Annotated in this window: 17 protein-coding genes; 7 read left to right on the top strand and 10 right to left on the bottom strand. The window is 66.9% G+C overall.

Annotated features, from left to right (window positions below; genetic code table 11):
• The first annotated feature begins 182 nt into the window (after positions 1–182).
• Entirely contained in the window at positions 183–737 is a 555-nt protein-coding gene (locus C493_RS01145) for a hypothetical protein (protein WP_007257550.1), read from the top strand.
• A 138-nt stretch (positions 738–875) separates the two neighbouring features.
• On the opposite strand, the gene C493_RS01140 is transcribed toward C493_RS01145, so the two are convergent.
• The 8 genes from C493_RS01140 to C493_RS01105 all read right to left on the bottom strand — a co-directional run bounded on the left by C493_RS01140 (position 876) and on the right by C493_RS01105 (position 10,568).
• Entirely contained in the window at positions 876–1,325 is a 450-nt protein-coding gene (locus C493_RS01140; protein ID WP_007257549.1) for a PaaI family thioesterase, read from the bottom strand.
• 321 nt (positions 1,326–1,646) lie between these two features.
• Positions 1,647–2,621, bottom strand: a complete 975-nt coding sequence (locus C493_RS01135) for an aldo/keto reductase (RefSeq protein WP_007257548.1) — start codon at positions 2,619–2,621, stop codon at positions 1,647–1,649.
• A 289-nt stretch (positions 2,622–2,910) separates the two neighbouring features.
• Positions 2,911–3,327, bottom strand: coding sequence for a hypothetical protein (locus tag C493_RS01130; RefSeq protein WP_007257547.1), 417 nt, complete (start codon positions 3,325–3,327; stop codon positions 2,911–2,913).
• Positions 3,324–5,831, bottom strand: coding sequence for a penicillin acylase family protein (locus C493_RS01125; protein ID WP_007257546.1), 2,508 nt, complete (start codon positions 5,829–5,831; stop codon positions 3,324–3,326). Before C493_RS01125 ends, C493_RS01130 begins: the two co-directional genes overlap by 4 nt.
• 119 nt (positions 5,832–5,950) lie before the next feature.
• On the bottom strand, positions 5,951–7,138 hold the full coding sequence (locus C493_RS01120; RefSeq protein ID WP_007257545.1) for an ABC transporter permease: 1,188 nt from the start codon (positions 7,136–7,138) through the stop codon (positions 5,951–5,953).
• On the bottom strand, positions 7,128–9,026 hold the full coding sequence (locus C493_RS01115) for a hypothetical protein (protein ID WP_007257544.1): 1,899 nt from the start codon (positions 9,024–9,026) through the stop codon (positions 7,128–7,130). The genes C493_RS01120 and C493_RS01115 overlap by 11 nt, the downstream gene beginning before the upstream one ends.
• Positions 9,023–10,057 (bottom strand): ABC transporter ATP-binding protein, encoded by a 1,035-nt coding sequence (locus tag C493_RS01110; RefSeq protein WP_007257543.1) that lies wholly within the window; start codon positions 10,055–10,057, stop codon positions 9,023–9,025. The genes C493_RS01115 and C493_RS01110 overlap by 4 nt, the downstream gene beginning before the upstream one ends.
• A 115-nt stretch (positions 10,058–10,172) precedes the next feature.
• Positions 10,173–10,568: a winged helix-turn-helix domain-containing protein gene (locus tag C493_RS01105; RefSeq protein WP_007257542.1), complete on the bottom strand. Its 396-nt coding sequence runs from the start codon at positions 10,566–10,568 to the stop codon at positions 10,173–10,175.
• 107 nt (positions 10,569–10,675) lie between these two features.
• On the opposite strand from C493_RS01105, the gene C493_RS01100 reads away from it, so the two are divergent.
• From C493_RS01100 to C493_RS01080, 5 genes are all read left to right on the top strand, one after another.
• Positions 10,676–11,341, top strand: coding sequence for a DUF7509 family protein (locus C493_RS01100; protein WP_007257541.1), 666 nt, complete (start codon positions 10,676–10,678; stop codon positions 11,339–11,341).
• Between the two features lie 81 nt (positions 11,342–11,422).
• Complete coding sequence (locus C493_RS01095) at positions 11,423–11,833, top strand: SRPBCC family protein (protein WP_007257540.1); 411 nt, start codon at positions 11,423–11,425, stop codon at positions 11,831–11,833.
• 119 nt (positions 11,834–11,952) lie between these two features.
• Positions 11,953–12,330, top strand: a complete 378-nt coding sequence (locus C493_RS01090) for a winged helix-turn-helix transcriptional regulator (protein ID WP_007257539.1) — start codon at positions 11,953–11,955, stop codon at positions 12,328–12,330.
• 262 nt (positions 12,331–12,592) lie between these two features.
• On the top strand, positions 12,593–14,791 hold the full coding sequence (gene purL, locus C493_RS01085) for a phosphoribosylformylglycinamidine synthase subunit PurL (RefSeq protein WP_007257538.1): 2,199 nt from the start codon (positions 12,593–12,595) through the stop codon (positions 14,789–14,791).
• 175 nt (positions 14,792–14,966) lie between these two features.
• On the top strand, positions 14,967–15,566 hold the full coding sequence (locus C493_RS01080) for a response regulator transcription factor (RefSeq protein ID WP_007257537.1): 600 nt from the start codon (positions 14,967–14,969) through the stop codon (positions 15,564–15,566).
• 21 nt (positions 15,567–15,587) lie between these two features.
• Here the strand turns inward: C493_RS01080 and C493_RS01075 are convergent, their stop codons facing one another.
• Positions 15,588–17,498, bottom strand: a complete 1,911-nt coding sequence (locus C493_RS01075; protein ID WP_007257536.1) for a PAS domain-containing protein — start codon at positions 17,496–17,498, stop codon at positions 15,588–15,590.
• Positions 17,499–17,788: 290 nt separating this feature from the next.
• A complete protein-coding gene (locus C493_RS01070; RefSeq protein ID WP_007257535.1) occupies positions 17,789–18,802 on the bottom strand; it encodes an ornithine cyclodeaminase family protein in 1,014 nt (337 codons plus the stop codon).
• Positions 18,803–18,919: 117 nt separating this feature from the next.
• Between C493_RS01070 and C493_RS01065 the strand changes: the two genes are divergently transcribed.
• A partial coding sequence (locus tag C493_RS01065) for an amidase (RefSeq protein ID WP_161606873.1) occupies positions 18,920–19,846 on the top strand: 927 nt, incomplete at its 3' end.

Here is a 19,846-nt window from a genome sequence, read left to right as displayed (position 1 = left end):
GCTTCATCATCAACATGTGCGAGAGAAGTGTATGTGAAACTATTGTTTGACGTTGGAGACTCGGGCCTGCTGTCTCTCGTGGAGTGTGTGATCATTTTTCGGATTCATCCCACGACTAAAGTCGTGGGCTTTCTCCTCAACTTCGTGTAACTCCTATTTCGGTCTCGTCTGAATAGCGGTGTATGACCGACGAGTCGCCGCCGGTTCCCGACGACGTCCTGACGAGTGCGAGCGAGCGACTCGAGGACGACTCGCTTACGCTCGCGGACAACGAGGCGTTGTTGGGGGCGCTGAGTGAACTGACGCCGCTGTACGAGCGTGAGCGATCGTACTTCGTCCTCGGGAACTACGACGCCGACCAGCGACGCCGACTCGAACTGGTCGTCGACCGCCTGAATCGCCGGGAGGACAGCTACGCGTTCCTCATGTCCGACGTTCGCGGCGGCTGGAACAACGGCATCCAAAAGTTCTGCGTGATCGCCGACCTGGTGACCCACATCGTCGGCGTCGCCGAACGTGAGCCGAGCGGCTTTCTCGTCGAACAGGGGCTGCTCGTCGGCACCGAAGCGTACTACGAAAAAAGTCACGTGCTCAAGCGCGAGTATCCCGAGGCCGACGCGGACCACCCCTACGGCTGGATGGAAGACGGCGTCTTCGAGTTGCTCGAGGCGGACGACCGACTCTACGGGTGGCGGACCGAAGACGACCTGCTCGAGGCCGTCGATCAACTCCCGTGAGTCGGACGGGGTGCTGGAACTATGTACCGCCGATCACCGACCCGTTCTGGCGATCGGCGGTAATCGACGACAGTAATTCGTACCAGTCGTTCGCGTGGTGTGTCGGTTGCGTCGGGTTCGCTCGAGCCTGCAACTCGGTCAGTCCTGCTCTGAGTCGGAATCGATGTAATAGGTCGTTCGACCGGTCGCGACTGGGTCGGCTTTGCTGGCACTTTCGACGACGATCTCCGCGACGCCGATAGTGTCGCCGATCTTTACGACCTCGGCGGTGGCCGTCAGGTCGGTTCTCGCAGGCTGCAGGAACGAGACGTTCATATCGGTCGTCGTTAGCTGTATCTGTTCGTCAGTACACGCCGTCCAGATGGCGAACCCGCCGGCAACGTCGACGAGCGAGCTAATGACGCCACCGTTTATCGCGGGTGTCGTCCCCTGTGCAGGATTGAACACGTGCTCCGATGCGGGCAGACTCGCCGTCACGGATTCGCGTCCTTCCTCCTCGATGCAGACGTCGAGCCACGACAGATACTCGCTTCGCGTGACGAACGTCTCGATGAACGACGACTGCTGTTCGATCGATTCGGTAGTCATGTCGGTTCGACACCTCTCGCTGGCGTTTCGAGTCGGTTAGCCGGATGCGATCGCGCTCGGATTGGGGCGGATAGCAACACCATGCCATCCTGTGTTCCAGTATTTTCACTTATAAGATTTATCTACTAGCAATATGTAATAGAGATGTTCTCCATAGATGGTTAAACGATATCGGCGTTGGTTATTTACTAGTATTCCTAGGACATATTTATGTCCGTGTGAGAGGACATTTAGTCTCTGAACGGCGCCACCATCGGGGTGAAGTATCTCGTTCTACCCGGTGGGCAGTCCGCGATCGATGCGCTCGATCTCGAGTTCCGACTACGCGTGACCGGACACCGCAACTGGCTCGTAGGGCTCCTCGAGGTAGGCTATATCGGACGCCGACAGCGAGATATCGAGGGCTTCGACGGCCTGTTCTAAGTGTTCGACGCTCGTCGTCCCGACGATCGGCGCGTCGACCCAGTCCTTGTGGAGCAACCAGGCGAGGGCGATCTGGGCCATCGTCACGCCCTTCTCGGCGGCGAGTTCGGCGACGCGCTCGTTGATCTCCCGGCCGCCGCCCTCGCGGTAGGGGTGATCGTACATGTTCTCTTCCGTCTCGCCGCGTTTCGTGGCGTCGATCTCCTCGTGGGGGCGGGTGAGATAGCCGCGAGCCAGCGGCGACCACGGCATCACGCCGACGCCCTCTTTCGCACAGAGCGGCAGCATCTCGCGTTCTTCCTCGCGGTAGACGAGGTTGTAGTGGTTTTGCATCGTGACGAACCGCTCGAGGTCGAGCGCGTCGCTCGTATAGAGCGACTCGGCGAACTGGTGGGCCCACATCGAGGAGGCGCCGACGTGTCGGACGTGGCCCCGTCGGACCGCGTCGTCGAGCGCTCGTAGCGTCGTCTCGATCGGCGTGTCGTCGTCCCAGCGGTGAATCTGGTAGAGGTCGATCGTCTCCATTCCCAGCCGCTCGCGACTGGCCGCGAGTTCCTGTTCGATCGCCTTCCGGGAGAGCCCGCCCGAGTTCGGATCGTCGTCGCGCATCTGAAAGTAGCCTTTCGTCGCGACGACCGACCGATCGCGATAGCCCTCGAGTGCCTCGCCCAGGATTCGCTCGGATTCGCCGCGCGAGTACATGTTTGCCGTATCGAAGAAGTTGATCCCGAGGTCGATCGCCCGCTCGATGATCTCCTCGCTCTCCTCGTCTTCCAGTACCCACTCGCGCCAGTCGCTCGAGCCGAAACTCATACAGCCCAGACAGAGTCGACTGACTTCCATGCCGGTCGAACCGAGCGTCGTGTACTCCATACGGGGGCGACGGCCGCCGTCGAGAAAAACGCTGTGCGGTCGCTTCGCTCGCGTTCAGCTCGGAACAGACTCGAGAGAGAACAGGTACAGTAACCGTCACTTTTTTGGCCGGTTCGGTCGTCACTCCCGAGTGCCTATGGCAGAAGACAGCGACCGAAACGCGAACGGTAACGACGACGGTATCGTCTCGCGAATCAAACGCGTCTTCAGCCGCGACTGAGCAGTTTGCTGTCCACCGTCGTTTTTTGACCCGAGTCTCGAGTCTCGAGTCTCGAGTCCGCGCCGCCGGTCACTCGAGTCCGCGGGCGAGCGACCCGAGCACCGGCAGTCCGAACGCGCTGGCGACGACCAGGTAGACGACCGGCGTCATCTCGAGGACGGTCAACGTTGCGTCGCCGAGCGAGAGCGCGAAGACGACGAGCGCGACCGCGCCGAACCCGAGGCCGCCGACGACGGCCCGCGGAAGGGACGGTGCGGTGAATCCGACGAGCGCCCCGCCGACGAGCAGACCGGCCCAGTGGAGCCACGAGGCGAGCAGGCCGAGCGCGACCGCAACCGCGACGGCCGCGACGTGTGGTCCCGGTTCGGTTCTGACGCGCTCGAGCGCGACCGCGCTTCGGTTCGTCAGGGTGTCGGTTGCGCTCGATCCCGCCGCCCCGCTCGCACCGCCCGAGGCGTCCGAATCGCTCGAGTCGGGGCCGGTCACGACGACCCCTCCGTGAACTCGACGGCGACGTCGGCGTCGGTCTCACGTTCCATCGGCTTCTGCTCGTTCTCGATCCAGCGATCGAGCTGGTCGCCGTAGTGGGCCGAGAAGTAGTCGCCAGAGTTGCCGCCGGGGAGGATCGCCGTCGCGTCGCCGCCGGGTTCGACGACCATCCGCCAGCTGGCGCCGACGCCGCTTGCGACCCGGTAGTTGTTCACGGTCGCTCGCGAGCCGTCGAGCGGCCGCTCGTCGTAGTCGAAAAACGGCGCCTCGACGGCGAAGGGGTGTTCGATCGCCCGCGTCGTGTTCCAGTCGCCGTAGCGCTCCCAGCCCTCGTCGTCGAGTTCCTCGAGCGCGGCCTCGAGGGCCGCGACCATTGTCTCGGCGCGCGATCGGTCGTCGTAGAGGTCGCTGTCGTCGTCGAGCGTCGCGACGGCCCAATCGCCCGGGTAGTGGGACTCGTCGAGGTCGGCGTCCGCGAACTGCGGTTCGACGGTCAGCCGCCGGAAGTGGTCCATCCAGCGGGCGAAGACGAGCGCACCCTCGCTATCTCGGTCCATACCGCGGTCCCAGCCTTCGAGCGTCGCGGCGGCGTCCTCGAGTCGTCCGTCGGTGTCGGCGTCGGCGTCCGCGAGCGCCGCGAGCAGTTCGGGCAGAAGCTGGTCGGCCCGCAGGTCGTACGCGTCGGCCTGGAGTTTGCGGTGGAACTCGAGGTCGGTCGATCCCGGCGCGTCCCCGCCGTCGTCGCCAGCACCTTCGAGGGCGGCGTCCAGCCGGTCGTAGATCCGCGCGCCGCGGTAGGGGGCCGCGTAATCGACCCCGACGTAGTGTTCGGGGTCGTCGACGACGCGCTGGTTCGCTGTCGCGAGCACGTTCGCATCGATCGCGTGGGGCTTCTCCGCGAAGGGGACGAAGCCGTCCCACGAGGACTCGCCGAAGGGCGTAAAGCCCTCCCACTCGCCCTCGCCCGCGGAGCCGTCGAAGATTCGGTTGCCGGCGACGGCCTCGCCGTCGATCTCCCTGATCGGAAGTTTCCCCGTCGCGTAGTAGAGGGTTCGGCCGTCCGCGTCCGCGTAGACGAGGTTCTGCGTCGGCAGGTCGAACTTCCGGGTCGACTCGAGGAGGTCCTCGAGGCCCTCGCTGCGGCCGTACTCCTCGATCGCTTCGGTCGTTCGCGTCGCGGTGTGGCCGGTCCAGGCGACGCCGACGGTCCGCCCCTCGCGCTCGAGGAGCGGGCCGTGAACCGTCTTGCGGAGCGTAATGTCTCGATCGTCGCCGCCGGCGACGTCGAGGGTTCGCAATTCGGTCTCGAACTCGCGCCACTCGCCGTCGTAGCGGTAGCGTTCGCCGTCGTCGTCGATCTCGTAGGCGTAGCAGTCGAGGACGTCGGCGCCGACGTTGGTGAACGACCACGTTCCGGCGTCGTTGGCGCCCGCGATGACGAACGGGACGCCGGGGAAGGTCGCGCCGCGGACCGACCGCTCGGGCGTCTCGACGCGCTGTTCGTACCACAGCGGCGGCGCCATCAGCGTGAGGTGGGGGTCGTAGGCGACGATCGGAAGCCCGCTCTCGGTGTGCTCGCCCGAGACGACCCAGCTGTTCGAACCGACGCCGGTCGGCGACTCGTATTTCGAAAGCCAGCGCGTGAGTCCCGCGCCGACCGCGGCGTCCGGGTCTGCACCTCGTTCGCGTTCGTCGGACTGGCTCGAGCCGCCCTCGATCGAGGCTGTCGTCGCTCCGCTGGCGTCGGCGGCGTCGGTATTCGCTTCATCTCCGCCGCCGTCCAATCGCTCCGCGCTTTCCAACACCTCCTCGCGGAGGATCGGCACGTCGTGGTCCATGCGCTCGGGATACAGGTCCTCGGCGACACCCTCGTCGAGGCGGTCCGCGACCAGCGCCGTCCGGAGTTCGCCGAAGTTGCCCGTCAGATCCCACGAGATCTGTTTTTCCATCAGCATCGAGTCGACCGGCGTCCACTCGCGTGGTTCGTAGTCGAGCAGCTCGAACTCGAGGGGCAACTGCTCGGTTTCGATCACCCGATTGACGCCGTCGGCGTAAGCCTCGACGAGCCGGCCCGCCGGCGTCTCGGCGACGTGTTCCCAGGTCGCTTCGGCCGCGCCGGCGAAGTCCATCCGCGCGTGGAACTCGTCGTCCTCGAGGGTCGCCTCGCCGACGACCTCGGACAGTTGCCCTCGCATGACCCGCCGCTGGAGGTCGAGCTGAAAGAGCCGATCGAACGCCTGCGCGTAGCCGACGGCGAAGTAGGCGGCGGCCTCGTCGTCGGCCTCGACGTGCGGGACGCCGTCGGCGTCGAACCGAAGCGTCGCCTCGCCGTAGGGGCTCTCGACCGTCGACGACGGCGTTCGATCCGCCGCGTCCCAGGCCCGCCCCGACAGCGGCGCGAACTGCTCGAGGAGTTCGCGCGCGCCGGTAAACGTCAGCCCGCCGATGCCGGCGGCGAGCGCGCCGGCGATGACGCCTCGTCGTGTGGTGTCTGATGGCACGTAGGCAACGGTTCGTCTCGGTCGACTTAACAATCACGACGAGATAGAGATTCGATCCGCTCCGAATAGCCTGGAAACGGGAACAAACGGGAACGGACGGGAATGCGCGCCGAGAGCGTTCAGAGATCGTCCGCGGACCGGCGCTCGAGTCCGGCTCTCACCGCGAGGAAGGCGCCAGCCGCGAGCAGACAGTACCCGGCGAGCGAGAGCCAGGTGACCGTCGTCGGCGAGCCGATCGCGAGCTTGGCGACGGTGTTGGCCGGGTGTTCGGGCAACAGCGCCGCGACGACGAGCAGGCCGACGATCCCGACGGAGTAACTCAGCTGCGCCTGACGCCTGTCGGGCGCGAGGAGGGCGATTCCCGCGCCGGCCGTCGTGATCAGCAACGCCAGTGCCGCCGTCAGCGCGATCAGCGCCGTCGGTTCGGCGATGCCGGTGCCGTTGACCGAGAGCAACGCGAGCCAGGCGATCACCTGCAGCGGTGCCAGCGCCGCGATCGAGAGCAGCTTCGCGTCGACGACGTCGAGCACCGACAGGGGGCTCACCCGAAGCAACTCGAGCGTCCCCCGCGAGCGCTCCTCGATCAGCGAGTCGACGACGATCGAGCCGCTGATGAACACCGGCAGGAACACCAACAGCGGCACGAGGATCGTGTAGGTAAACTCGACGTACGGGCTCGCCTCGACCTCCTCGGGGGTCGGCAGGGGCTGGGTCTCGAGCGAGTCGGCGTTAGCCACGCGCTCGTCGTGCTCGAGGGTCTCGAGTACCTCCTGCAGCTGGACGACGAGCAGCGTCGTCTCGAGTCCCTCGTCGGGCACGCTGGCGTCGACGGCCAGCCGTCCGTCGGGGGTTTCGGTCACCTCGAGGAGGGCCGCGACCTCGCCGCGATCGAACGCCTCGCTCGCACCGTCGCCGTCGGCGAGGCGGGGCTGAATTCCGTCCCGCTCGTCGGCGAGCGCGGCGAGTCGCTCGACGGTCTCCTCGTCGGTTCCGGTGATCGCCACCTCGTAGCCCTGGCCGTCGACGCTGCTCGGATCGTACAGCGAGACGAGGCCGACGACGAGAAACGACGAGAAGCCGGCGATGACGAGCTGGATCGCCAGCGCGAGGACGATCGTCTTCTCGGAGCGCAGCGACCGCAGTTCGCGGCGGACGATCGCCCAGCGCGGGCCGAACGGCGAACTGCGACCACCGTCGCTCTCGGTCGGCGTCGGCGGGTTCGGGCCCCGCTGGACGGGCGTCGACTCCCCGCCGTCGCTTGAGGGGGCGCCGTCGGAATCGCGCGTCCGATCGCGATCACGCGACAAGGAGGATCACCCCCAGGTTGTACGCCGCGTGAACGAGCGTCGCCGTCAGGAAGCCGATCGCGTAGGCGGTCGGTCCGCGACTCGCACCGACGGCCGCGATCACGGCCGTCACGACGTGTAAAACCATCGGCGTGAAGAAGACGACGAGGAAGCCGAGCGGGTCGTTCGAGAGCGCCGGGCCGAAGGCGGCGACGCCGACCGTGAGCTCGGGGAGGCCGACGAACTGCGCGAGGTGCGTAACCTTCTCGCCGACGAAGAAGCCGACTCCCGAGAGGACGCCGCAGACGACGGCGACGCCGAGCGTGGCCTCGAGTCTCGAGCGAGCGAAGCCGGCGTAGACATGGACGCTCTTGGCGAGTTCCTCCACCGCCGCCGCGAGGACGAAGATCGCCGGCAGCGCGATCGCCTCGGGGACCGCGAAGAGCACGGCGACGACGAGCAGCTGGGCCGCGAAGACGAGCGGGATGAAAAGCGCCGAGAGCAGCGGGACGCTCCGGTAGCCGCCGACGCGGCTCGCGACCGCGTCGATCGCCTTCGCGGGCAACGACTTTTGGGCGAACATGTCCTCCTCGCGGTAGACGCCGAGGCCGAGTAGAAAGCAGACCGCAGCACTGCCGTAGAACGGCCCCGTCGAGAAGAGGTACTCCGCGAGCCCAACGGACTCCCCCTGGAGATCCATCACGATCAGCGAGAGCGGCGAGATCAGCGCGATCGGCGTCACGTCGGTGAAGACGGCGGGAATGAACGTATAGGCCGTCAGGAAGACGCTGATCGTCACCGTCACGAACGTCAGCTCCTTGTACGAGCGCGCGAGCATCGCCCCGACGAACGTCGTCGCCAGGAACAGCGCCGCGATCGGCACCGCGGCGAGCACCGAGAGCCAGCCGCCGCCGACCGCGAGCGAGATCGCGACGACGACGGCGGCGAGCCCGCACAGGTACGGCAGCGTCTTCCCGGCGACGATCTCGGAACTCGAGGCCGGCGAGACCAGCAGCAACTCCCCGCGGCGCTTGACCCGCTCGTCCATGATCGTGCTCCCGTAGGCCTGGATGACGAAGTTCATCGGGACGACGAACAGGAACGCGAGCAGCAGGGACTGGAACGGAAACGGCGGCGAGATCGACCCCGGCGGACCCGAACTCTCCTCGAGGGAGCCGCCGCTGCCGACGTCCGGAACCGCGAGCTGGCCGTCGTCGGCGCTCGAGTCGTCGCCGGCCGTCCCGTCTCCGTCGGTAGCCCCGTCATCGCTGTCGTCACCGTCGCCGCTCGAGTCGTCAGCGCCTGAATCAGAACCCGACCCCAAATCGTCGCTCGAGTCAGCCGGATCGTCACCGCCGGCATCGTCCGTCTGGCCGTCCGTTCCGCCGACCTCCTCGAGGTCGCGGTCGACGTACTCGAGGTCGACTACCACCGGATAGGCGGCAGTCTGGTCGTCTTCCTCGCTCATTCGCTGCTCGTTGTACGCGTCGATCGCATCGCGGAACGCGGCGTAGGCGGCCTCGCCGTGGTCGCCGTAGTGGGCGATTCGGTTCTCCCGTAACGCGACGTCGGCGTTCGCCTCGTTTCCGTCCGAGAGCTCGAGGTCGTCGAGCGGAATCGGTCTGAACGACTCGCTCTCGTCGGCGACCTCGTAGTAGGGGTTCTCCTCGTCGACGGCGATCACGTAGAGGTCGTCCTCGAGGCCGATTCCGTCGTCCGCGACGGCGAAGCCGACGACGCCGACGGTCAACAGGATCGCGACCACGACGAGGACGGTCTTTCGATCGACGGTGCCGGCGCTGCGGGAGACCTCCCACCGGGCGATCCGCGCCGTTCGCTCGAGGACGCCGCGGAGCCGACCGCCGTCGTCCGCTGGATCTCGAGACGCGTCGTCGCGGCCGTCGGTCACGTCTCGGCCTCCGCCGCGTCCTCGTCGTCGCTCGACGCCTGTGTGCCGTCGGTCGGCCCGCCCTCGCCGTCGGCCGTCGCCGCAGAACCGTCGATCGACTCGCGACGCGTCGCCTGGCTCCCGTCCGAACCGCCCGCGACCTCGAGGAAAATTTCCTCGAGGGTGGGCGTCTCCGTCTGGATGTCGACGATCCGTCCGCCCTCGCGCTCGACAGTTTCACGGACCGACTCGACACCAGCCATATCGTCGACGGCGTGGCGGAATCGCCGGATCGAATCGGTTGCATCGGCATCCGCGCCGACTGCCGGCTCGCGCACGCCGCCGCCGGCGTCGACGGTCGCGAACACGTGGTACTCGGTGCCGCCGTGGGCGTCGCGGATCTCGTCGACGGCGCCCCGGGCGACGATGCGGCCGTCGTTCATGATCACGATGCGGTCGCAGACGCTCTCGACGTGAAAGAGGTTGTGCGCGCTGAAGATGACCGTCTTCCCCTCCTCGCTCAGCTCGCGCGTGAACTCGATGATATAGTTGGTCGTCAGCGGATCGAGTCCCGACGCGGGCTCGTCGAAGATCAACACGTCGGGATCGTTGACCAGCGCCCGCGCGATCGCCACCTTGCGTTTCATCCCCTTCGAGACGTTTCCGAGCCGTCGGTCGCGGTGCTCGAGCTCGAGTCGATCGAGCGTTCGATCGATACGGTCGCGGGCGACGTCGCGCGGTACGTCGTAGAGGTCCGCGAAGAACTCGAGGTAGCCGCTGGCCGTCATCTCCTCGTAGAGCGGGGACTCCTCGGGGAGAAAGCCGAGCCGCCGGGCCATCTCGGGGTCGCCGGGGGTGTGGCCCGCGACGACGGCGGTGCCGTCGGTGGGCTCGACGAGCCCGGCGAGCATCTTCAGCGTGGTCGTCTTTCCCGCGCCGTTGGGGCCGACGACGCCGAACACCTCGCCGCGCTCGACCGCGAACGTGCTGCCCTCGACGGCCGTAAAGCCGCCGTAGGTCTTGCGGAGGGAGTCGACTTCGAGTATCGCCATTCGTTGTCCCGTCGGAGGGAGCCACCCCAGTAAAGTCTAGTGGCTGGTGAACGTTCCGAGTCAGAACCCGTCCTCGAGACCGCGACTGTCGAGCGGAACGGCGTCCGCTGGAGGATCAGGCGTAGGCGTCGTCGAACTCGCGCTCGCGGCGCATCAGCTCGTCGACGCCGTGTTCGAGAATTGCGCGTCCCATCGCGGTTGGACGGTAGTAGGTGTAGAAGCCGTGGCTATCCGGGGTGCGACGTTTTCGCCTGTCGACGAGACCGACGTCGACGAGCTCGTCGAGGTGGTAGTGAAAATTGTGCGACTCGACGTCGACTGCGTCGGCGAACGCGGTTGCGCTCAGTTCGTCGTTCGCGACGAGCGTTCGCAGTAACTGATACCGGGCCGGATGACCGATCGCTCGTTGCATATCGAGGTATTCCTCTAGCTCCAGTCCGCTGTCGGCTGGCAGCGGCGGGTCGGGCGTCCGTACCGTCTCATCTGCGGAACGGTTGGTCGTATCTCCCATCTGCGTTCCCCTGGTCGAACGTCGGGCGGAGCGCACTTAGCTATTCCCTAGTAGAGAACTGCCGAAAACGCCCCTTTTTATATACAATCGGTTGGAACGAGTAGTCAATGCGGCAACGCGTTATCGATCGGCTCGAGCGAAACGTCAACGATTCCGATGCGCTGGCACCGGTTCGACGAGAACGGTTCCTGGTGTATCTGATGGGGCCGTATCGAACGTTCGACGTGGAATCGCTGCTACCGGACGACGTCGATCCCGATTCTGAGTCGCTGCCGTCGTTTGCAACCTGGGACGAATCAACGGGTGAGTACGCAGAAGACGACGTCCTGCGACTGTTAGAAGAGACGCGTGACTGCCTCAGGAACCGCGGGTTCAACGCGTTTCTCGCGATCGACGTCGGAATCGACCTCGAGGAGATGGATGCGGCGACACAGAGCATCGAGTTCGCCAACGCGAGTAACGCGACCGTGTTCATCGCACCGGCCGTCGGCGACAACCTCGGCGTCGGAATCGAAATCGGGAGCGTCCTCGAGGACCTTCTCGGGAGGATAGACGGTGAGCCGGCGGCGGCCACACCGCCGGCTGCTGCCGACCGGTTTCTCGTTACTACCGAACCGAACGTCCGCAGTGCGATGCTCGGTGCCGTCCAGCGACGATGGGACGGAAGCGTCCGAACGTTCGAGGATGCGGACGAACTCTGCCGGTCGTGTGCGCAGTTCTGTACCCACATCCAGAACCGAGAGCTGTACGGCGACCTCTCGCGACTCGAGTGAGGCGATCGAAGTCAACGGGCCAGTCCGAGCACGCCCTCCGCAGTACAAATTCCCATATCCGATGGGAACGAAGGGGGACGCATGACACGCCTCCAGCGGACGACCGCGCCGAACGGGCGTCGACTCGAGGCCTCCCACGTCCTCGAAGCGCCGGCCGACGACGCCTGGGACGCGCTGGTCGACACGACGCGCTGGCCGGAGTGGTCGCCGATCGTCTCCGACGTCGAGGCGAGCGACCGCCGCATCCGGCGGGGAACGACCGGCCGAATCCGAGCGCTCGGCGCGTGGATCCCGTTTCGAGTGACGGCGTTCGCTCCGGACGAGGGCCGCTGGAGTTGGCGGCTGCTCGGCCTGCCGGGTGCGACCCACCGCGTCGACGACCTCGGCGAAAACCGGTGTCGGATCGCCTTCGAACTGCCGCCGACGGCGACGGGCTACGCGCCCGTCTGTCTGCGCGCCCTCGAGCGACTCGAGGCGCTGCTCGTCGAGTAGCCGCGGCTCCCTTCGCAACGCCCGGGGTCGCGACGGGATCGCTACCAGCTAACACGATGTTAGCTGGTTCCAACCCGAACTGCTAAAGCGGCCGACGGCGTAGGCGGGCACAGCACGCGATGTCATCGCAACAACCCCATCCCCGCGACGAAGATGCCGAAGCCGGGGCCGACGACGACAGCGTCGACGCCTGTCCGGTCATCCAATCGCTCGAGCAGATCGGCTCCCAGTGGCGACTGGCGGTCCTCCACGAACTCCTTCAGGGCGAACAACGGTTCAACGAACTCAAGCGCTCGACCGGCGCGAACGCCCGGACCCTCTCCCGGGTACTCGACGACCTCGGCGAGATGGACTTCGTCGAACGTCGTCTCGAGGAAGACGCCCCCGTCGCGACCTACTACAGCCTGACCCCAAAGGGCGAATCCCTCGAGCCCGTTTTCGACGAGATCGGCTGTTGGGCGGGGTCCTGGCTCGACGAGGAGACGCTCGAAGACTGAGAACCGACACCGATTCACTGCGCTTTCTCCGGCACTCGAAACGCTATTCTACGCGATTTTGGCGATCGCCTCGAACGCGAGCGGCGACCGCGGATCGCGGTGGCACCCGAGCACCATCTCGCCCATTCTCGCCCGTTATCGGTGAGTCGGCACGGACGGAAGATATCCTGACAGTCCCCATGTCCGAACGCGGCCACCGATGTCGATACACGAACGTGCATATGGAAACCCATTTACCCACCGACTTTCACCACCTAGGTGAATGAGTCTTGCCGATTCGGACCGCGAACTCGTCGTCGACGAACTGGGCCGCGAGCCGACCCAGGCGGAGGCGGCGCTGTTCGAGAACCTCTGGAGCGAACACTGCGCGTACCGCTCCTCGAGACCGCTGCTGTCGGCCTTCGACAGCGAGGGCGAGCAGGTCGTCATCGGACCGGGCGACGACGCGGCGGTCGTCGCGCTGCCGGGAAGCGAAGACGGCGGCGCGGAGGAAGGGTCGACCTACATCACGATGGGCATCGAGAGCCACAACCACCCCTCCTACGTCGATCCGTTCGACGGCGCCGCGACGGGCGTCGGCGGCATCGTCCGCGACACCCTCTCGATGGGCGCCTACCCCATCGCGCTCGCCGACTCGCTGTACTTCGGCGGGTTCGACCGCGAGCACTCCAAGTACCTGTTCGAGGGCGTCGTCGAGGGGATCAGCCACTACGGCAACTGCATCGGCGTCCCCACGGTCGCGGGCAGCGTCGACTTCCACCCCGACTACGAGGGCAACCCCCTCGTGAACGTCGCCTGCGTCGGACTGACGAACGAGGAGCGACTCGTCACCGCCGAAGCCCAGGAGCCCGGCAACAAACTCGTCCTCGTCGGAAACGGAACCGGCCGCGACGGACTGGGCGGGGCCTCCTTCGCCAGCGAGGACCTGGCCGAAGACGCCGAAACCGAGGACCGACCCGCCGTCCAGGTCGGCGACCCCTACGCCGAGAAGCTCCTGATCGAGGCCAACGAGCAGTTGATCGACGAGGGCCTGATCGAGTCCGCCCGCGACCTCGGCGCCGCCGGACTGGGCGGCGCCTCGAGCGAACTCGTCGCCAAGGGCGGCCTCGGCGCCCACATCGAACTCGAGCGCGTCCACCAGCGCGAGCCGAACATGAACGCACTCGAGATCCTGCTCGCCGAGTCCCAGGAGCGGATGTGTTACGAGGTCGAACCCGAGAACGTCGATCGCGTTCGCGAGATCGCCGAGCGCTTCGATCTGGGTTGTTCGGTCATCGGCGACGTCACTGCGGAGAACTACACCTGCACCTTCGAGGGCGAGACCGTCGTCGACGTCGACGCCTACTTCTTGGGCGAGGGCGCGCCGATGAACGACCTCCCGAGCGAGGAGCCCGCGGAGCCGGAGACCGACCTTCCCGAGGTCGACCTCGAGTCGGCCGTCGAGGCCGTCGTCTCGAGTCCGAACACGGCCTCGAAGCGCTGGGTCTACCGCCAGTACGACCACGAGGTCGGCGTCCGCACGAGCGTCGGACCGGGCGACGACGCGGCGATCATCGCGATCCGAGAGGCCGAGCAGGGCCTCGCCATCTCGTCCGGCGCCGCGCCGAACTGGACGACCGCCGCGCCCTACGAGGGCGCTCGCGCGGTCGCCCTCGAGAACGCGACGAACATCGCCGCAAAGGGAGCGACGCCGCTCGCGGCCGTCGACTGCCTCAACGGTGGCAACCCCGAGAAGCCGGACGTCTACGGCGGCTTCGAAGGAATCGTCGACGGCCTCGCGGACATGTGCTCGTCGCTGTCGGCGCCGGTCGTCGGCGGCAACGTCTCGCTCTACAACGACTCCGTCGCCGGCCCGATCCCGCCGACGCCGACGCTCGCGATGGTCGGCACGAAAGCGGGCTACGACGCCCCGCCGCTGTCGGTCACGCCCGACGAGGGGAGCGCGCTCGTGCTGGTCGGCGACCTCGCGCTCGGCTCCGAAGACGGCGCCCCAGACGGCGAGGCTCGCCTCGGCGGCTCCGAGTACCTCGCGCAGTTCGACGGCAGCGACGCCTTCCCGGCGCTGCCCGACGACCCTGCCGCAGTCGTCGAAACGCTCGCGGCCGTCGCCGACGACGAGGCGACGCTCGCGGTCCACGACGTCAGCCACGGCGGACTCGCCGTCGCGCTGGCCGAGATGGTCACCGACGAGGCCGGTCTCGAGGTTTCGATTCCGACGGCGGCGTCGGCCGCAGACCCCGTCGCCGCGGCGCTGTTCCACGAACAGCCGGGCCGCGCGCTGATCCAGACGACCGATCCCGACGCCGTTAGAGCGGCGTTCGACGGCGTCGCCCCCGTCCTCGAACTCGGCGCGGCGACCGCCGACGGCCGCCTCGAACTCGCCGTCGGCGACCGCGAGATCGAACTCACGGCCGCCGACATCGCGGCGCACCGAGAGACGATCGAACGCGAACTCGAGTGAGACGACCGGCCGACCGCTGACCGACGACTCGACCCCGCCTCGCGTCCGTCTTTTTCGCGATAGCGCTCGAGGAGGCGACTGCTGAGAGCGCTCGAGAACGGTCGATGCCCCCGGTATATTGATATACCCGCGGTACGATTCCTCCGACGAACCGATAGTTCGGGGGAACACGTGGATGGCTACTGAGACACCGTCCGTCTTGGTCGTCGAGGACGAGCCCGACCTCGCAAATCTGTACGCAGCGTGGCTCGAGTCCGACTACGACGTCGAGACGGCCTACGAGGGGGAAAACGCACTCGACGCGATCGACGACACCGTCGACGTCGTTCTGCTCGATCGACGAATGCCGGGGATCTCGGGGGACACCATTCTCACCGCGATCCGCGATCGCGGACTCGACTGTCGGGTTGCGATGGTGACGGCCGTCGAACCCGACTTCGACATCGTCGAGATGGGGTTCGACGACTACCTCGTCAAACCCGTTTCGAAGGACGAACTCCGGCGAATCGTCGACCAGTTGCTGTTGCGCTCGAGTTACGACGACCAGTTGCAGGAGCTTTTCGCGCTGGCCTCGAAGAAGGCGCTGCTCGACGCACAGAAGACCGACGCCGAGCGAAAGTCCAGTCGGGAGTACGACACGCTGCAGGATCGACTGGCCGTCCTCCGCGTCCAGGTCAACGACACGATGGAGGAACTTCTCGAGCAAGACGGCTACCGCCGGGTCTGTCAGGACATCGCACGCGATTCGATTCTGCAGGATCAGGACACCGAGTGACGGCGACGGCCGGTCTAACGTCTAGGCGTCGCGCTCGAGCGTCGTCACGTCGCGAATCTCGAGTCTCGTTCCCCCGTTCTCGCCGTTGGCGACGGTCAACGTCCAGTCGTGGGCCTCGGCGATCGCCCGAACGAGCGCGAGCCCCAGTCCGTTAGACCGGGCGGCGGTGATCTCGCCACCGTCTCGATCGTCGTCACCGTCCGGGCGCACGCGACGCGTCGGATCGAGGACGTGCTCGTGGGCCGTCGGAGGGATCTCGGCGGCGTCGTCGAGCAGGAAAAAGCCGCGCGACCGGTCGTTCGCGTCGATTCCGACGAGTCCGACCTGAATCGTGACCGTGCCGTCCGCACGGGCCGCAGCGTCGTCGAACGCCGTCTCGAGGAGGGAGGCGAACCGATCGCCGTCCGCCCGGAGCGTTGCCTCTTCCTCGACGACGACGCACTCGTCGTCGAGTTGGGATCGCTCGAGGGCGTCGTCGATCGCCGCCGACAGCTGGATCCGATCCCGCGGGCCGACGGCCGAGGCGTTTCGAGCGAACGCCCTAATATCGTCGACGAGGTCCTCGGCCCGATCGAGCGTCGCGTCGACCGAGTCCTCCTCGAGCGGGAACTCCCACGCCTCGGTCGCGCGATCCGTGGCCTCGAGCGCGTCCGAGACGTTCGAAAGCTGCTGTTTCAGATCGCTCGAGAGCACCTCGGCGACGGCCTCGAGGCGTTCGGTCTGGCGCTCGAGTTCGGCCGACCGTTCGCGCAGAACCTGCTCGCGGTCGGCTCGATCGAGCGCCGAACGGGTGTTCTCGACGAGCGTGGAGACGAGATCGACGTCGGTCTCGTCGAAGCGGTGAGGCTCGCGAGAGCCGGTCATGAGGATTCCGTGGGTGCCGATCGGGGCGATGATCTCCGAGCGAATCGGCGTCTCCGGGTTGTAGATGTCGTCGATCGTCCGCAAATCGTCGAACCGTTCGACGCCGCCGGCTTCGAAGACGTCCCAGACGAGTCCCTCGCCCGGATTGAATCGGGGAAGGCCGCCGAACTCGTCGTGTGCGCCGGCAGTGCCCGCGACCGGATCGAGGTAGCCGTGCTCTTCGTCTAACAGCCAGACGCCGCTGATCGGCAGATCGAGCAGGTCGCTTCCGGCGTGGACCGCGATCGCACAGATCTCCTCCGGATCGTCGGACTCGAGCAGCCAGCGGGTAACCTCGTGGAGCGACGTGACGACCCGCTCGTACTCGTGGCGGTCGGTCACGTCGCGAATTACGGTGGCGACGGTCGCGAGGTCGTCCTCGATCGGGACGAACCGCGCCTCGCCGATCCGATCGCGTCCGTCAGCATCGGTAAAGGGCACCTCGACGGTTCGCTCGAGCGCCGACCCGACGTCGATATCGGCGATCGCGCGGCCGATCTCGATTGCGACCTCGTCGGCGACGCAGGCTTCGTCGATGAGCGTCTCGACGTGTTCGCCGCGAAGCGCCGATCGCTCGAGCCCGATCGCCTCCTCGGTGGCCCTGTTGACGGTAACGACCTCCCTGTTCCGGTCGAGCGTGACGACCGCGTCGGTGACGGCCTCGACGACGGCCGCGTGCTGGGCCAGCGTCGTCTCCTGATCCTTTCGCTCGGTCACGTCGCGCATGTACACCGAGAGGCCGCTTTCGGAGGGATAGGCCCGCGCCTCGAACCAGGTCTCGAGGTGGGCGTGATAGACTTCGAAGGAGACGGGGATCTGCTCGTCCATCGCGTGGTGAAAGCCGTCGGGAAACTGCGTCTCGACGGTCTGGGGGAACTCGTCCCACATGACGCGCCCGATCAACTCCTCCCGGGAGCGCTTTAACAGCGTTTCGGCGCGCTCGTTGAGGTAAGTGAAGCGAAAGTCGGTATCGAGCGCGAAGAACGCGTCGGTGACGCGGTCGACCTCCGGAAGGGATCGCAGCGTCACGGCTCGCCACCCCGACCGTCGGCCCGCGGCGGTACCGACTCGATCTCTCGGCCCAGCTCGCGGGCTCGCACCGTCGTCGTGTTCATCGACAGCTACTCGACTCCCACTTTGGGCAGCGGCTATTTCAGTGTCGTGGCTAGTACCGTTCCAACCGTCGACTGATGGGTCGAATCGGACCACACCGCATGATTCGCCCCATCAGTTCAGGCTTGGACCGCCACTATAGTAGTCAGTGAAAGTCAATGCACACCCGATCGCAGGACTGCATTGCGATCGGTGTGTAAATCGTTTCACTGACTACTATAGAGCGGACTCGTCGTTCCGTCGTCGTTCTCGAGTGCGCGCGCGAAGACGTAGTCGGCGGCTGCGGCGTCCAGAACGGCCGTGCCAACGCTCGAGACGACGACGATCTCCTCGGGCGAGTGCCGACCGACGTCGCCGGCCAGGATGGCGCCGAGCGAATCGATTGCGAGGTCGTCGTGCTCGCACAGGTCGCCGGTTTCGCGGGCCTCGGCGGGCACGTCTGCGATGACGCGAGCCGCACGGTCGACCGTCGGCGCGTCGAGTTCCCGCATCTCGGCCGTGTAGGCGCCGACGGCGATCACGAGCGTCCCCGACGCGAGCGCGTCGCCCGGGAACACCGGTTCGGTGCTCGTCGTCGCGGTGACGACGACCGTCGCGTTCTCGACGGCTTCCCGAGGGGTCTCGACCGGCGTCGCCGAGACCGAGGCGCCGAGGGCCGACTCGAGGTCGCGCGCACAGTCGACTCGGGAGTCGCTTGGCGAGTAGATGCGAACCGACTCGAGGCGTTCGATGCCCGTCGCGGCGGCGATGGCTCGCGTCTGCCAGCGCGCCTGCGTTCCGGCGCCGATGACGCCCAGTTCGATCGGGCCGTCGCGTGCGAGTTCGCGAGCGGCGAGGCCGCCGATACAGCCCGTTCGGGCGCTGGTGATCCGGTTCCCCGCGAGGTAGCCGACGGGCTGGCCCGTCTCGGCGTCGGTGAGCGCGATCTGTGCGGAGACGGTCGGCAGACCCCGGTCGGGATTGTCCGCGACGACGGTGGCGAGTTTCGTCGCCGCGTACTCGTTCCCGTGAATGTACGCCGGCATGCAAAGTCCCGTCCCGGTCGGTTCGTCGGGCGCGTCGGGATCGAGCCCCGTCCCGATCGGGTAGTGGGGCCGCTCGGGCCGTTCGACCGCCCCGGCGTGTTGCTTCTCGAGCGCGTCGGCGACGATCGGGAGCAGCGCCTCGAGGTCGAGCACCGACGCGACGTCGTCGTCCGAGAGAACGCGGACCGTTTCCATACTCGGAGATCGGGACTCGAGTACTTCAGTGTGGATTCGTTCGGCGTCGTCGCCTGCTCCCGTTCGAGCGCCGCCGACGCCATCGAGTTTATTTCGAACGAACTGGTCACAGTACGCATGGACGATGTACCCTCGGCTCGAGCGCTCGCGTCAGCGATTCGAGCCGGCGACGCCTCCGCGGAGGGGGCGGTCGACTCAGCGCTCGGGCGAATCGAGGCCGTCGAGGAACTGAACGCGTTCGTCACCGTACTCGAGGAGTCGGCACGCGAGCGGGCACGAGAAGCCGATCGAACGGCCGACGATACTAACGACGGCGACGGCGGGACCGAAGATCCGGGTCCCCTCCACGGCGTTCCGGTCGCGATCAAGGACCTCCGGGACCGCAAGGCCGGCGTCCGAAACACGCTCGGCCTCGCGGCGCTGTCCGAGAACGTCGCCGGCGAGGACTCGATCGTCGTCGAACGCCTCGAGGCCGCCGGTGCGGTGATCGTCGGGACGACCAACACGCCCGCGCTCGCGCACACGATCAAGACCGACAACCGGCTGGTCGGCGCGACGGCGACCCCGTTCGACCGCGAGCGCTCCGCCGGCGGCTCCTCAGGCGGCTCCGCGGCCGCGGTCGCCGCGGGCTGTGTCCCGATCGCGACGGGCTCCGATATCGGCGGCTCGCTCCGGGTACCCGCGTCGTGCTGTAACGTCGTCGGGCTGAAGCCGACCCACGGCCGCGTGCCCTCTAACTCCCGGCTCGACGCGTTCGACACCCACTCGCCGTTCATGGTCGGCGGGCCGATCGCCCGCTCGCCGGAAGACGTCGCGCTCGCCCTCGAGGTGATGGCGGGGCCGGACCACCGCGATCCGTTCAGCGCGCCCGCCGCCGAGGACGACGGGGCGTTTCTCGCGGCCGTCGACCGCCCCGCCGACGAGATTTCGGTCGCGTACAGTCCGGAGCTGGATCTCGCCCCCGTCGAACCGATCGTCCGGGAAACGGTCGGCGACGCGGTCGCCGATCTCGCCGACGCCGGCGCGACCGTCCGCGAGGTCGAC

Origin of the sequence: Natronolimnohabitans innermongolicus JCM 12255 (assembly GCF_000337215.1) — an archaeon.
Taxonomy (GTDB): Archaea; Halobacteriota; Halobacteria; order Halobacteriales; family Natrialbaceae; genus Natronolimnohabitans; species Natronolimnohabitans innermongolicus.
The sequence above is the reverse complement of the archived record's forward strand: the minus strand, read 5'-3'. Positions and strand labels throughout refer to the sequence as shown.

What these genes read in the sequence shown, in the direction of transcription:
- C493_RS01145 (WP_007257550.1), top strand. Translation starts at nt 183, where the DNA reads ATGACCGACGAGTCGCCGCCGGTTCCCGACGACGTCCTGACGAGTGCG.
- C493_RS01140 (WP_007257549.1), bottom strand. Translation starts at nt 1,325, where the DNA reads ATGACTACCGAATCGATCGAACAGCAGTCGTCGTTCATCGAGACGTTC.
- C493_RS01135 (WP_007257548.1), bottom strand. Translation starts at nt 2,621, where the DNA reads ATGGAGTACACGACGCTCGGTTCGACCGGCATGGAAGTCAGTCGACTC.
- C493_RS01110 (WP_007257543.1), bottom strand. Translation starts at nt 10,057, where the DNA reads ATGGCGATACTCGAAGTCGACTCCCTCCGCAAGACCTACGGCGGCTTT.
- C493_RS01105 (WP_007257542.1), bottom strand. Translation starts at nt 10,568, where the DNA reads ATGGGAGATACGACCAACCGTTCCGCAGATGAGACGGTACGGACGCCC.
- C493_RS01100 (WP_007257541.1), top strand. Translation starts at nt 10,676, where the DNA reads ATGCGGCAACGCGTTATCGATCGGCTCGAGCGAAACGTCAACGATTCC.
- C493_RS01095 (WP_007257540.1), top strand. Translation starts at nt 11,423, where the DNA reads ATGACACGCCTCCAGCGGACGACCGCGCCGAACGGGCGTCGACTCGAG.
- C493_RS01090 (WP_007257539.1), top strand. Translation starts at nt 11,953, where the DNA reads ATGTCATCGCAACAACCCCATCCCCGCGACGAAGATGCCGAAGCCGGG.
- purL (WP_007257538.1), top strand. Translation starts at nt 12,593, where the DNA reads ATGAGTCTTGCCGATTCGGACCGCGAACTCGTCGTCGACGAACTGGGC.
- C493_RS01080 (WP_007257537.1), top strand. Translation starts at nt 14,967, where the DNA reads ATGGCTACTGAGACACCGTCCGTCTTGGTCGTCGAGGACGAGCCCGAC.
- C493_RS01070 (WP_007257535.1), bottom strand. Translation starts at nt 18,802, where the DNA reads ATGGAAACGGTCCGCGTTCTCTCGGACGACGACGTCGCGTCGGTGCTC.